Origin of the sequence: Pseudomonas sp. 008, from assembly GCF_016861935.1 — a bacterium.
GTDB lineage: Bacteria > Pseudomonadota > Gammaproteobacteria > Pseudomonadales > Pseudomonadaceae > Aquipseudomonas.
In genome coordinates, this window is the sequence record NZ_BOMA01000002.1 from 288,540 (window position 1) to 302,148 (window position 13,609).

Genomic DNA, 13,609 nt, shown 5'->3' on the forward strand with positions numbered 1-13,609 from the left:
AATTTATTCTTTGGTTGTGCGCAAAGCCGCTCAGGCCTGTTTGATCGTCTTGGCGATCACTTCAACCGTGGCGCTGACTTGCTCTTGGTAACGGTCGAGTTCCTGCTGGTGACGCTTTTGCATTTCGATCTGCTGCGAGCACAGATTCATCGCCGCCAGCACCAGCAAGCGGTCACCGATCAGCGCCGGGTATTTCTTTTTGGTCTCGGCCAGAGCGGCCTTCAACATTAAGGCGGCGTCCAGCAGGGTCTGCTCTTCCCCGGCCGGCGCCTTGATTGAATAGTCTTCACCCAGAATCGAGACGACTTTTACCCCTGCGGCGCCGTAACTCATGCGCTGACAGGGCCGGCGCTGACGCGCTCAACCAAGGCCTGAATGCGTGCAACGGTGGCGCCTTGTTTCTCTTCCTGCTCCATCAGGCTCAGTTGCAAGCTTTCGTTTTCATCCTTGACCTGGGCCAGCTCCGCACTCAGGGATTGATTGGTGCCGAGCAGAACCTGGTTCTGTTGCACCAGGTCGCTGACCAGTTGTTCCAATTGGCTTAGGGATGCTTCTAACATTTTGATTTTCCGGGCATTTTCAAAGGGCGCGTACGATAAAGAAAAGTCACTGTGGAAGCCAGGGTTATGCAGGCGCAAGGCCTTGATTTTGCTGGCAGTCGACCTTCCTCGCGAACTTTAAAGACTGTGAATGCCGGTTCTGGTTCCTGCACTTCGTCGTCGCGGCCCTACTGCGACAAATGCGCGCAGCGACTCAAGACTTTAGTCGTATGACCGATAAGTCATCCATACAACAGTCTCAGCCTCGCACGGAGGCGCTTTTTTCGGTGAACACCATGTCCCTAAGAAATATGAATATCGCACCGCGGGCGTTCCTCGGTTTCACCCTGATTGGCGCCATGATGCTGATCTTGGGGGTGTTCGCCCTGAACCAGATGAGCAAGATTCGCGGCGCCGCCGAGGAGATCACCTCAAACAGCGTACCGAGCATTAAAAGCCTCGACGAATTCACTCAGCTGACACTGCGCCTGCGTGTGCTGGCCTATCGTCTGCTCGTGAATCGTGAGCCGGACGTCCAGCAGAAAACCATCGAGCTGCTGGAAACCCGAAACCAGCAGATCCGAGCGGCTCAGGCATCCTACGAAAAGTTGATCGCCAGCCCACAGGAACGTGCAGCCTATGATCAGTATGTGCAGTTGCTGGGGCAGTACCGCCAGATCGAAGACCGGATGAAGAGCCTGTCGCGCAACAATCAGATCGACGAACAGCGCACACTGGTCAATACCGATTTGCTGAACAACTCTGAAGCCATGAACACCGTGCTCAATCGCTTGCTAGAGATCAACACCCAGCAGACCATCGACACCAACCAGCAAGCCGCCGACCAGTATTCTTCGGCCTTCAGCCTGGTGGTGACCCTGCTGGTCATCGCCACCGGCCTGACCCTGCTGTTCGCCTGGCTGCTGACCAACAGCATCACCAAACCGATCGCCAACGCCCTGAGCGCCGCCGAAGAAATCGCCGAAGGCAACCTGACGCGCCCGATCACGGTCGATGGCGAAGATGAAGCCGGTCGTCTATTGGCCGCCATGGCGAAGATGCAGGACAAACTGCGCGACACCCTGCAACGGATTTCCGGTTCGGCCACGCAACTGGCGTCTGCTGCGGAAGAACTGAACAGTGTCACCGACGAAAGCGCCCGTGGCCTGACCCAGCAGAACAACGAAATCGAACAGGCCGCCACCGCCGTCAACGAAATGACCAGCGCCGTGGAAGAAGTCGCGCGCAATGCCGTGAGCACTTCCGAAGCCTCGAAAAACGCCACCACTTCGGCGGGCGACGGTCGTGACCTGGTACAGGAGACCGTCAGCGCCATCGAACGCATGAGCGCCGACGTGCAGAGCACCGCCACTCTGATCGGCGATCTGGCCAACGAGTCGCGAGACATCGGCAAAGTGCTGGACGTGATTCGCGGCCTGGCTGACCAGACCAACCTGTTGGCGTTGAACGCCGCCATCGAAGCGGCCCGTGCCGGTGAAGCCGGTCGTGGCTTTGCGGTGGTTGCCGACGAAGTGCGCGCCCTGGCTCATCGCACCCAGCAGTCGACCAGCGAAATCGAACGCATGATCGGCAGCATTCAGAGTGGCACCGAACACGCCGTGGACTCGATGCGCAACAGCACCGAGCGCGCCGAGTCGACCTTGAACATCGCGCGCGGTGCCGGCCTGTCGCTGGACACCATCAACAGCGCCATCGTCGAAATCAACGAGCGCAACCTGGTGATCGCCAGCGCGGCCGAAGAGCAGGCGCAAGTGGCCCGTGAAGTGGACCGCAATCTGGTGAACATTCGCGATCTGTCGGTGCAATCGGCCACCGGTGCCAACCAGACGAGTGCGGCCAGCAACGAACTGTCGCGCCTGGCGCTGGACCTGAACAACATGGTTGGGCGGTTTAGCCTGTAACGGCTGCCCCCCTGTGGCGAGGGAGCTTGCTCCCGCTCGGCTGCGAAGCAGTCGCAATTGACCCACGCGTTGAACCTGGCGCACCGCAGCGCCGGTTTGGGGGTCGCTACGCGGCCCAGCGGGAGCAAGCCCCCTCGCCACAGGGGATGATCGCCGTCAAAAGCTTTTTGACAGCATCACATTTCAACAGGTTAGAATCGCTGGCACGCGGACTGCATGGTCAGTTTGCGCCCGCCTTTATGCTTCCGGAGTACTGCCTTTGAATGCGACGACCATCAACAGCCTGTTCTTGATCGGCGCGTTGCTGGTAGGTGCGAGCATTCTGGTGAGCTCACTTTCATCGCGCCTCGGGATCCCGATTCTGGTGATCATCCTTGCGGTGGGCATGTCGGCCGGTGTCGACGGCGCCGGCATTATTTTCGATAACTACCCCACGGCTTATCTGGTCGGCAACCTCGCCCTGGCAGTGATCTTGCTCGACGGCGGCTTACGCACCCGGGTGGCGAGTTTTCGCGTGGCGTTATGGCCGGCGCTGTCGCTGGCCACGGTCGGGGTGTTGATCACCACCGGGCTGACCGGGATGGCGGCGGCGTGGTTGTTCGACCTGAACCTGATTCAGGGCCTGCTGATCGGCGCCATCGTCGGTTCCACCGATGCCGCGGCCGTGTTCTCGCTGCTCGGCGGCAAAGGCCTGAACGAGCGGGTGACCGCCAGCCTGGAGATCGAATCCGGCAGCAACGACCCGATGGCAGTGTTTCTCACCGTCACCCTGATCGACATGCTCGCCAGCGGCCAGACCGGCCTGCACTGGAGCCTGCTCGGGCACTTGCTGCGTGAGTTCGGTATTGGCGGCGTCATCGGCCTCGCCGGTGGCTGGCTGATGCTGCAACTGGTCAACCGCATCCACCTGGCCACTGGCCTTTATCCAATTCTGGTAATTGCCGGCGGCCTGGTGGTGTTCGCCCTGACCAACGCCCTGCACGGCAGCGGCTTTTTGGCGGTGTACCTGTGCGGCCTGGTGATCGGCAACCGCCCGGTACGCAGCCGTCACGGCATTTTGCATATGCTCGACGGCATGGCCTGGCTGGCCCAGATCGGCATGTTCCTGGTGCTGGGGCTGCTGGTCACGCCCCATGACCTGCTGCCGATCGCTTTGCCGGCGCTGGGCCTGGCGCTGTGGATGATTCTGTTTGCCCGCCCGCTGTCGGTGCTGGCTGGACTGCTGCCGTTCAAGGCGTTCCATGGACGCGAGAAGGCATTCATTTCCTGGGTTGGCCTGCGCGGTGCCGTACCGATCATTCTGGCGGTGTTCCCACTGATGGCGGGACTGCCCAATGCTCAACTGTATTTCAATCTGGCGTTCTTTATCGTGCTGGTGTCGCTGTTGGTGCAGGGCACAAGCCTGCCGTGGGTCGCCAAGCTTTTGAAAGTGACCGTCCCGCCGGAGCCCCTGCCGATCTCCCGATCGGCGCTGGAAGTGCATGTCACCAGCGAGTGGGAACTGTTCGTGTATCGCCTCGGTGCCGAGAAATGGTGCATCGGTTCACCCCTTCGCGAGCTGAAAATGCCCGAAGGCACACGTATCGCGGCCCTGTTTCGTGGCCAGCAACTGCTCCATCCGTCGGGTAGTACGGTGCTCGAAGTCGATGATTTGCTCTGCGTGATCGGCCATGAACACAACCTTCCGGCCCTCGGAAAACTCTTCAGCCAGGCACCGCAACGGGGGCTGGATTTGCGCTTCTTCGGCGACTTCGTACTCGAAGGAGACGCCCAGCTGGGCGCGGTTGCTGCCCTGTATGGATTGAAAGTCGAGGGCATCGATCCGAACATGTCCCTGGGCCACTTCATTGCCCAGAAAGTGGGCGGCGCTCCAGTCGTCGGTGACCAGGTGGAGTGGAACAACACCCTCTGGACCGTCGCGGTCATGGAAGGGAACAAGATTGGGAAAGTGGGCGTCAGATTCCCCGAAGGAAGTCGCCCCGGCCCCGGCCTGTTCCTCTAAACTCCTTACTTCGTCTCGTTTTCGATCGGTCTCTATGTCAACTCTGCGTACCTTTTTCATCATGGCCCTGCTGGGCTTAAGTCTTTCCATCAACACGCTGCAAGCCGCCGAGCCGCCGTCCAGCGAAGCCGTGCAAGCGAGTCTGGACAAGATCGCTGACCGCAAACTGCCGGAGGCCGATCAGAAAGCCCTGCAAGCGGTCCTGCAGAGCACGCTCACCCAGCTCAACAACCGGCGTGATTACGACCAGAAGCTGATCGATCTCAAGCAGCAGTTGACCAACGCTCCAAGGCAGAACATCGAGAACCAGCGCGAGCTGACCCGCCTCAAGGCCACCAAAGTGGTGCCGGTGGGGCAGCGCTATACCAAAGAGACGATTCAGCAGCTTGAGCAACTGCTGACCGAACGTTCCACTCAACAAAGCGACCTGCAGAAAGCCCTGGCCGAAGCGAACAGCCTGATCATTACCGCCCAGACCCGCCCCGAGCGCGCCCAGGCCGAGATCTCTGCCAGCCAGACGCGCATCCAGCAGATCAACAACATCCTCAAACTTGGCAAGGACAGCGGCAAGCCCCTGACCGCCGAGCAACGCGATCAGCTCAACGCCGAGCTTGCGGCACTGAACGCCTTGATTCCGTTGCGTCGCCAGGAACTGGCCGGCAACAGCCTGTTGCAGGACCTGGGCAACAGCCAGCACGACTTGCTGTCGGAAAAATCCGATCGCCTGGATCAGGAGATCCAGGACCTGCAAACCCTGATCAACCAGAAACGCCTGGCCCAGTCGCAAGAGACCGTGACCCAGCAGTCCATCGAGGCGCAGAAGGCCGGTGGCAGTAGCCTGCTGGCCACCGAAAGCGCGGCCAACCTGAAGCTCTCCGACTACCTGCTCAAAAGCACCGACCGCCTCAACGAAGTCACTCAACAGAACCTGCAGACCAAGCAGCAACTGGACAGCGTGACCCAGAGCGACTCGGCGCTGGACGAACAGATCAACGTGCTCAAGGGCAGCCTGCTGCTCTCCAAGATTCTCTACAAACAGAAACAGGCCCTGCCGCGTCTAAGGCTCGACCGCGACCTGGCCGACCAGATTGCCGACATTCGCCTGTATCAGTTCGAAGTCAGCCAGCAACGGGAACTGCTCAGCAACCCGATCACCTACGTCGATAACCTGCTGGCGACTCAACCACCCGAGCAAGTCACCCCACAACTGCGCAAGAGCCTGCTGGACCTGGCCAACACCCGCGCAGACCTGTTGGAGCGCTTGAATCGCGAACTGAGCGCGGTGCTCAACGAATCCATCACGCTGCAACTCAATCAGAAACAACTGCTCAGCACCGCGCAAAGTCTGCGGGCTACGCTGGACGAGCAGATGTTCTGGATTCCCAGCAACAAGCCGCTGGATCTTGAGTGGATACATAACGTACCGGAACGCCTGCAACGCCAGGTCACGACCCTGCCATGGGCCTCGAGCCTGAGCGAATTGACCGATGGCCTGACGCAACGACCGCTGCTGTTCCTGCCGCTGGCCTTGCTGATCGGCGCGCTGCTGTGGCGCCGCAAAAATCTCTATGCCCGCCTGAACAAAGTTCACCAGGACATCGGCCATTTCAAACGCGACAGTCAGTGGCATACCCCGCAAGCGATTCTGATCAACATCCTGCTGGCGATGCCGGTTTCCCTGGGCCTGGCCTTGTGCGGCCTGGCCTTGCAAATCGACGCCCGCGGGCAGAACGCCAATATGGGCGCGGCGCTGTTGCAGATGGCCCAAGCCTGGTTGGTGTTCTACACCGCCTACCGCATCCTCGCACCGGGCGGCGTGGCCGAACTGCATTTCCGCTGGGAAAAACCCCAGGTCGAATTCCTTCAAGGCTGGATTCGCCGGCTCGGGCTGGTGGTGATGGCTCTGGTGACCGTGGTGGCGGTCGCCGAACTGCAACCGGCGACGCTGGCTGATGATGTGCTCGGCATGCCGGTGGTACTGACCTGCTACGCCTTGATGGCCTGGCTGCTCAGCCGGCTGCTGGTCAGCAGCCCGACCCACGAAAACGCCTCGCTGTTCCGCAAGGCCGTGGGAGTCATGTTCACCGTCCTGCCGATCGCGTTGTTCGTCGCGGTGTGCTTCGGCTACTACTACACCGCGCTGAAACTCAGCGACCGGTTGATCAACACCCTGTACCTCTTGATGTTCTGGCTGGTGATCGAAGCCACCTTCGTGCGCGGCCTCAGCGTTGCGGCACGCCGCCTGGCCTATCAGCGCGCCCTGGCCAAACGCCAGGCTGCGAAAGAGGCTGGCGACGGCGAAGCGGTGATCGAAGAGCCGACCCTGGACATCGAGAAGGTCAACGAGCAGTCCCTGCGACTGATCCGCCTGGCCCTGCTCGGCGGTTTCATCGCGGCGCTGTACTGGGTCTGGTCAGACCTGATTTCGGTGTTCTCGTACCTGGACAACATCACCCTCTACGAATACACCAGCGGCACCGGCGCCAACATGAGCATGGTGCCGATCAGCATCGGCGACATGCTTGGCGCGCTGATCATCATCGGCATCACCTTCGCGCTGGCGCGCAACTTGCCGGGTCTGCTGGAAGTGTTTGTGCTGTCCAAGCTCAACCTGGCCCAGGGCAGTTCCTACGCCACGACCACGTTGCTGTCCTATGTGATCGCCGGTGTCGGTTTCGTCTCGACCCTGTCCACGCTCGGCGTGAGCTGGGACAAGTTGCAATGGCTGGTGGCGGCGCTGTCGGTGGGTCTCGGTTTCGGGATGCAGGAAATCTTCGCCAACTTCATCTCCGGCATCATGATCCTGTTCGAACGCCCGGTGCGGATCGGCGACACCATCACCATCGGCAACCTGTCAGGCACCGTGAGCAAGATCCGCATCCGTGCCACGACCATCACCGACTTTGACCGCAAGGACATCATCGTCCCGAACAAGACGTTCATCACCGGGCAACTGATCAACTGGTCGCTGACCGACACCATCACCCGGGTGACCCTCAAGCTCGGCGTCGACTACGGCTCGGACCTGGACCTGGTCAAAGAGCTGCTGCTCAAGGCAGCCCGCAATAACCCGCGCGTGCTGAAGGACCCGGAACCCCAGGTGTACTTCCTGAACTTCGGCGAAAGCACCCTCGACCACGAGTTGCGCATGCATGTGCGTGACCTCGGTGACCGCAACCCGGTGCTCGATGAGGTCAACCGCTTCATCAATCGCGAATTCAAGAAGCAGCACATCAACATCTCGTTCCGGCAGATGGAGGTCTATCTCAAGAACCTTCAGGGCCAAGAGTACAAGATGGTGCCGATCGAACCGGAAGCCAAAACCGTTGTTCCGGCACCCACCAGCAAACCGCGGCAAGAGCCGCCGCCTGTCGAACTCGACTAAGCGCGCTATCCCTAGCAGAATGCTCGGACATTCTGCTGGAGATGGCCGTTGAAAGCCCTCGACGAACTGACCTTCGACAATCGCTTCGCCCGCCTGGGCGATGCGTTCTCAACCCACGTCCTGCCCGAGCCCATTGCGGCTCCGCGACTGGTGGTCGCCAGCCCCGCCGCCATGGCGCTGCTGGACCTGGACCCGGCCGAGGCCGAAACGCCAGTGTTCGCCGAGCTGTTCGGCGGCCACAAGCTGTGGGCTGAAGCCGAGCCGCGGGCGATGGTCTATTCCGGGCATCAATTCGGCTCCTACAACCCGCAGTTGGGCGACGGGCGCGGCCTGTTGCTGGGCGAGGTCTATAACGAAGCCGGCGAGCATTGGGACCTGCACCTCAAGGGTGCCGGTCAGACGCCTTACTCACGCATGGGCGATGGACGGGCGGTGCTGCGCTCCTCGATCCGCGAGTTCCTTGCCTCCGAAGCCCTGCATGCCCTGAACATTCCCACCACGCGCGCACTGTGCGTGATCGGCTCTGACACGCCGGTCTGGCGCGAGAAACAGGAACGCGCGGCCATGGTCCTGCGCCTGTCGCCGAGCCATGTACGCTTCGGGCACTTCGAATTTTTCTACTACACCAAGCGCCCCGAGCAGCAGAAAGAACTCGGCGAGCACGTGCTGGCCATGCACTTCCCACACTGCCTGGAGCAGCCGGAGCCGTACCTGGCGATGTTCCGCGAAATCGTCGAGCGTAATGCCGAACTGATCGCCAAATGGCAGGCCTATGGGTTCTGTCACGGCGTGATGAACACCGACAACATGTCGATCCTCGGCATCACCTTCGACTTCGGCCCGTTCGCCTTCCTCGACGACTTCGACGCCCACTTCATCTGCAACCACTCCGATGACCAGGGCCGCTACTCCTTCAGCAACCAGGTACCGATTGGCCAGTGGAACCTCAGCGCCCTCGCCCAGGCCCTGACACCGTTCATCAGCGTCGAAGCCCTGCGCGAGACCCTCGGCCTGTACCTGCCACTGTTCCAGGCTCACTACCTGGACCTGATGCGCCGCCGCCTCGGCCTTACTACCGCCGAAGACGACGACCAGAAACTGCTGGAGCAGCTGCTGCAACTGATGCAGAACAGCGGCGTCGATTACAGCCTGTTCTTCCGCCGCCTGGGCGATGAATCACCCGAACTGGCCGTCGCCCGCCTGCGTGATGATTTCGTCGACATCAAGGGCTTCGATGCCTGGGGTGAGCGCTACATCGCCCGGGTTGCCCGTGAAGGTGAAGCTGATCAGGCGCTGCGCCGCAAACGAATGCATGCGGTCAATCCGCTGTACATCCTGCGCAATTATCTGGCGCAAAAAGCTATCGATGCGGCGGAAAGCGGCGACTATTCAGAAGTTCGTCGACTGCACGCGGTACTGAGCAATCCGTTCGAGGAGCAGCCGGGGATGGAGAGCTACGCCGAGCGGCCACCGGAATGGGGCAGGCATCTGGAGATCAGTTGTTCGTCGTAAAGCCGGCTAATCCAGAGGATCTATGGCGCTGACGACTCGAGCGACGATGTCTGCCATCGTGACGTCATCAAGTCGTTCGATAAACTTGGCCGAACCATCGCGAACACGTTGCTCAATGTCAAAACTGCGTACCTGATTACACACTGCAACGCCGTTTGTTTCGTGGCCGGACACGATAACCGCCAGACCTGAATTTCGACTGAAACTCCCGCCACTGGTCACGGGTACAGTCATGCTGACACCCAGTGCGTTGATTTCCCTTGGCGTTATCACCACGAAGCGATGACGATTCATCATCTCTCGTCCTTCGACCGGATTCGGATCAATCCAATAGACATCGCCCCGCTGCGGGGCTTGTCGACGCACCATTAACCGAGCTCCCGGCCGACTGGATCGCCTTCACGCGCAAAGGCTGTCTGTGCGTTCAATTCGGCCATTGCTTCGGAGCCCTCAAGCAACTCTTCAAGGCTGTAACGCTTGCGAGGCGGCTGGATAACCGGACGAGCTATCAACTCGCCATCCACCACATTCAATTCCAATTGTGCCCCCACCTCCAGGTGCAGGAGCTTCAATAAGGTAGGCGGAAGAGTAATCACCGCTGCGCCGCCTTGTCGGCGGATTTTGGAGGTCACGGACATGGGATAACTCCGATCCGAAAATTGAAAGGTATCGATTTCTCGATAAGTGCAACAAAAGTAGCACGCAGATAACGGCAAAGCGAACTCTCCATAGACGATTCGGGATTCTGAAGCCTTCTTCCAGCGTAGCTACCGATCACAGACCGAATGCCCGATTAAATGTGAGCATTTGCGACACTCACTCCACAAACATCTCCCTTCAAAGACTTGATATATCCCGCTCCCGACTCCAAATCAGCTTCATACGCTCACCCGCTCGGAGGCCGCCCATGCCCGCCCCACTCCTCATCCCCTGCCCCCACTGCAACGGCCTGAACCGCATCCCCGCCGAGCGCCTCAACGATCATCCAAAGTGCGGCCGCTGCAAGGCTGATGTCCTGCTGAACAAGCCGTTCGAATTGAAGCAAGGCGATTACGCCAGTCAGATCAAGGGTGACCTGCCGTTGCTGGTGGATGTGTGGGCGGATTGGTGCGGGCCGTGCAAGTCGTTTGCGCCGGTGTTCGAGCAGGCGGCGGGGCAATTGGCGGGCAAGTGTCGGCTGGCCAAGCTGGACAGCGAAGCGAATCAACAGTTGTCGGCGCAGCTGGGGATTCGCTCGATCCCGAGCCTGATTCTGTTCAAGAACGGCCGGGAAGTGGCTCGCCAAAGCGGGGCCTTCCCGTTACCGCAGTTGATGAGCTGGTTGCGCAGTCAGGGGATCTGATTGCCTTTCAGGGATTTTCCAACAGGTTGTGCAGTTCGACGAATTGCTGGGTCAGCTTGTGCCGCGGGTCGAGGTGGATCAGCGGCGTGTTGGCCTGATGGGATTCGCGCATGCGCACCGAACTCGCCAGGTACACCGGCAGTACCGGCAGCCCTTCGGCGATCAGCTCGTCGAGGATTTGCTGGGGCAGGCTGGCGCGAGCCTGGAACTGGTTGACGACAATGCCTTCGACTTCCAGCCCTTCATTGTGGTCGTCCTTCAACTCTTCGATTTCCGCCAACAGCCCATACAGCGCCTGGCGCGAGAAGCTGTCGCAGTCGAAGGGGATCAGCACACGATCAGCGGCGATCAAGGCCGAGACGGCATAGAAATTCAGCGCTGGCGGGGTGTCGAGATAGATCCGGTCGTAATCACCGTCCAGCTCCTCGAGCAATTTACGCAGCTTGTTGATCTTGTGTTTGGCCTCAAGCTTGGGCTGCAAGTCTGCCAGCTCGGCGGTGGCAGTGATGACGTGAAGGTTGTCGAACGGAGTTTCGTAGATGTCGACCTGACCTTTCTTCGAGAACGGCCCGGAGGACAGGGTCTGCTTGAAGAAGTCGGCGATACCCATCGGGATATCCTCACCGGTGAGCCCCGTCAGATATTGAGTGGAGTTGGCCTGGGCATCGAGATCCACCAATAACGTGCGATAGCCTTCGCTGGCGCTGACCGCCGCCAGATTGCAGGCAATGCTTGATTTGCCCACGCCACCTTTCTGATTGAACACCACGCGCCGCATGTCTAAACCTCCGTGTATCAAAGAATCACCGAGTGTAGTAGTCCACATCGCTGCTTAGCTACCTCGCCAGCATCTAGACTACACAGTCATAGGCAAATCTCTGGCCGGAAAAGCTGCCAACTCGTCCATTGATAGCAGACAGTGCCGACAGACATGTCCGCCGCATTGTGGATAATGGCCAAATGACAGCTTTTCGCGAACCAGACGGTACATTTCGTTGCGCAAAATGTAACCAGCATTTGCTACACGTCCGCAGCACCGGGATAATGCGCGCCACTCGGCGTTAAGCGCCACGTCAGGTCAGCCGCGGTTCTTGCGACTCACCGCGTTAAAGGAAGCCCGCAGGGGCGGGATGAATGTCTGTGATCAACTTCAACATCGCCCAATGGCGCGCTTGGGCCCCTGGGCTTGAAAGCGTGGATGATTGGCAGGCCTGGAGCCGACAACCGGTCGTGCTCGAGCCCAGCGATGCCGCCCCGGATGTGTCGTTTCTGCCGGCCATGCAGCGTCGGCGACTCAGCCGTCTGGCGCGGATGGCGTTCAGTGTCGGCTGGCCCTTGGCCGATGGTCATCCGGATTTACCGTTGGTCTTTATTTCTCGCCACGGCGAAACCCCGCGCACCTTCGAAATTCTCAGCGATCTGGCGACCGACCAACCGTTGTCGCCCACCCAGTTCAGCCTGTCGGTGCACAACGCGGTCATCGGCCTGTGGTCGATCATGCGTGGCGAAACCAGCGAAATGACCGCCCTCGCCGCCGCCGGCGATGGCCTTGAACACGGCATGCTAGAGGCCGCGGCGCTGCTTGAGGAAGGTGCGCCCGCGGTACTGCTGATCGTCACCGAAGAGCAACCGCCCGCCGCCTACTCGGCCTGGATCGATGATGTGCCTTTCCCTTATGCGGTCGGCCTGTTGATCACCCCCGGCAATCAGTGGCAACTGTCGCTGAACAGCGCCCCGCACACGTTGTCCAAAGCCCGCTGGCCCCATGCCCTGAATCTGTTGCGTACGCTGCTCGGCCAGCAAACAACCTGCCAACATGCCTGGAAAAATCGTGTATGGACCTGGCAACGCAACCCGTAACCGATAAGAACCGCGACGCCTACTACTGGCGCCTGCTGGCCACCGCCGCAAGCTTCACCCTGTTCGGGTTGAGCAGCCTGTGCCTGCGACTGGTGGTGTTCCCGCTGTTGAACTGCCTGCCGGGAGACGCTCAGGTCCATCGTCAGCGCGCGCGACATACGGTCAGTCGGTGTTTCTGGTTTTTCATTCGGTTCATGGCGCGCAGTGGCGTGCTGACCTATGACATACAGGGGGCGGAAAAGCTCGGGCGTCCAGGCCAAATGATCGTCGCCAACCACCCCTCGTTGATCGATGTGGTGTTTTTGATCGGCCTGGTGCGCCACGCCAACTGCGTGGTCAAGAAAAGCCTCTGGGAAAACCCGTTCACTCGCGGTCCGCTACGCTGTACCGAATACATCAGCAACGATGGCAGCATGGACATGCTCGACGCCGCTGCCGACGCGCTGAAAAGCGGTCAGACCCTGATCATCTTTCCCGAGGGCACCCGGACCCGACCCGGCCAACCACCGGCCTTTCATCGGGGGGGCGCGGCAATCGCGCTGCGCGGTGCGAGAATCCTCACCCCGGTGATTATCAAGGTCAACCCGACCACATTGACCAAGGCCGAACCCTGGTATCGGATCCCCAAACGCCGCGTGCACTTCAGTTTTCGCGTCGGGGCCGATATAGACCCACAGGCCTTCGCTACGCAAGGCCCTGCACCCCAGGCCTCGCGCAAGCTCAACGACTATTTGCACTCTTACTTTATCAAGGAGCTCGCCGAAGATGAGCGATCAGAACACCGTTAGCCTGATGCAGGAAATCAAAGAGCTGATCATCGAAGCCCTGGGCCTCGAAGACATCAGCGTCGACGACATCGGCGACAACCAGACGCTGTTCGGCGAAGGCCTGGGCCTGGACTCGGTAGACGCGCTGGAACTCGGCCTGGCGATCCAGAAAAAGTACGGTATCAAAATCGATGCCGACGCCAAGGACACCCGTAATCACTTCAGCAACGTGGCGAGCCTTGCGGCGTTCGTCACTGCAAAACAGGCAGCTTGAGACCGG

The 13,609-nt window shown here is 60.1% G+C and carries 13 protein-coding genes and 1 pseudogene; 9 read left to right on the forward strand and 5 right to left on the reverse strand.

The window, feature by feature from the left end; genetic code table 11:
- Positions 1-30: 30 nt before the first annotated feature.
- On the reverse strand, positions 31-333 hold the full coding sequence (locus tag JUI81_RS05860) for a cell division protein ZapA (protein ID WP_019581893.1): 303 nt from the start codon (positions 331-333) through the stop codon (positions 31-33).
- Positions 330-560 carry a hypothetical protein gene (locus JUI81_RS05865; RefSeq protein ID WP_019581892.1) on the reverse strand — a complete coding sequence of 77 codons (231 nt, stop codon included), beginning with the start codon at positions 558-560 and terminating at the stop codon, positions 330-332. Before JUI81_RS05865 ends, JUI81_RS05860 begins: the two co-directional genes overlap by 4 nt.
- A 290-nt stretch (positions 561-850) precedes the next feature.
- On the opposite strand from JUI81_RS05865, the pseudogene JUI81_RS32160 reads away from it, so the two are divergent.
- The 5 genes and pseudogenes from JUI81_RS32160 to selO form a co-directional block, all read left to right on the forward strand.
- Positions 851-1,606: pseudogene (locus tag JUI81_RS32160) on the forward strand (MCP four helix bundle domain-containing protein); the annotation flags it as partial.
- A complete protein-coding gene (locus tag JUI81_RS32165; protein WP_370741086.1) occupies positions 1,598-2,461 on the forward strand; it encodes a methyl-accepting chemotaxis protein in 864 nt (287 codons plus the stop codon). The pseudogene JUI81_RS32160 and the gene JUI81_RS32165, both read left to right, overlap by 9 nt.
- Positions 2,462-2,720: 259 nt before the next feature.
- Entirely contained in the window at positions 2,721-4,463 is a 1,743-nt protein-coding gene (locus JUI81_RS05875) for a potassium/proton antiporter (protein ID WP_019581890.1), read from the forward strand.
- A gap of 34 nt (positions 4,464-4,497) precedes the next feature.
- On the forward strand, positions 4,498-7,848 hold the full coding sequence (gene mscK / locus JUI81_RS05880; RefSeq protein ID WP_204123928.1) for a mechanosensitive channel MscK: 3,351 nt from the start codon (positions 4,498-4,500) through the stop codon (positions 7,846-7,848).
- A 48-nt stretch (positions 7,849-7,896) separates the two neighbouring features.
- The gene (gene selO / locus JUI81_RS05885) at positions 7,897-9,360 is read left to right on the forward strand and encodes a protein adenylyltransferase SelO (RefSeq protein WP_204123929.1); all 1,464 of its coding nucleotides are present in this window, start codon (positions 7,897-7,899) and stop codon (positions 9,358-9,360) included.
- Between the two features lie 6 nt (positions 9,361-9,366).
- On the opposite strand, the gene JUI81_RS05890 is transcribed toward selO, so the two are convergent.
- Both JUI81_RS05890 and JUI81_RS05895 read right to left on the reverse strand, forming a co-directional pair.
- Positions 9,367-9,729 (reverse strand): type II toxin-antitoxin system PemK/MazF family toxin, encoded by a 363-nt coding sequence (locus JUI81_RS05890; RefSeq protein ID WP_204123930.1) that lies wholly within the window; start codon positions 9,727-9,729, stop codon positions 9,367-9,369.
- Complete coding sequence (locus JUI81_RS05895; protein WP_019581886.1) at positions 9,729-9,998, reverse strand: PbsX family transcriptional regulator; 270 nt, start codon at positions 9,996-9,998, stop codon at positions 9,729-9,731. Before JUI81_RS05895 ends, JUI81_RS05890 begins: the two co-directional genes overlap by 1 nt.
- A gap of 269 nt (positions 9,999-10,267) precedes the next feature.
- Here JUI81_RS05895 and trxC point away from each other — a divergent pair, with 269 nt between their 5' ends.
- Positions 10,268-10,702, forward strand: a complete 435-nt coding sequence (gene trxC, locus JUI81_RS05900) for a thioredoxin TrxC (RefSeq protein WP_019581885.1) — start codon at positions 10,268-10,270, stop codon at positions 10,700-10,702.
- 7 nt (positions 10,703-10,709) lie between these two features.
- Here trxC and JUI81_RS05905 read toward each other — a convergent pair whose 3' ends face one another.
- A complete protein-coding gene (locus JUI81_RS05905) occupies positions 10,710-11,480 on the reverse strand; it encodes a ParA family protein (RefSeq protein ID WP_019581884.1) in 771 nt (256 codons plus the stop codon).
- Between the two features lie 356 nt (positions 11,481-11,836).
- Between JUI81_RS05905 and JUI81_RS05910 the strand changes: the two genes are divergently transcribed.
- The 3 genes from JUI81_RS05910 to JUI81_RS05920 are packed head-to-tail and all read left to right on the forward strand — an operon-like array spanning position 11,837 to position 13,603.
- The gene (locus JUI81_RS05910; RefSeq protein ID WP_019581883.1) at positions 11,837-12,562 is read left to right on the forward strand and encodes a beta-ketoacyl synthase chain length factor; all 726 of its coding nucleotides are present in this window, start codon (positions 11,837-11,839) and stop codon (positions 12,560-12,562) included.
- The gene (locus JUI81_RS05915; RefSeq protein ID WP_018928587.1) at positions 12,538-13,350 is read left to right on the forward strand and encodes a 1-acyl-sn-glycerol-3-phosphate acyltransferase; all 813 of its coding nucleotides are present in this window, start codon (positions 12,538-12,540) and stop codon (positions 13,348-13,350) included. Before JUI81_RS05910 ends, JUI81_RS05915 begins: the two co-directional genes overlap by 25 nt.
- Positions 13,328-13,603 carry a phosphopantetheine-binding protein gene (locus JUI81_RS05920; RefSeq protein ID WP_018928588.1) on the forward strand — a complete coding sequence of 92 codons (276 nt, stop codon included), beginning with the start codon at positions 13,328-13,330 and terminating at the stop codon, positions 13,601-13,603. The genes JUI81_RS05915 and JUI81_RS05920 overlap by 23 nt, the downstream gene beginning before the upstream one ends.
- The last annotated feature ends 6 nt before the right edge of the window (positions 13,604-13,609 follow it).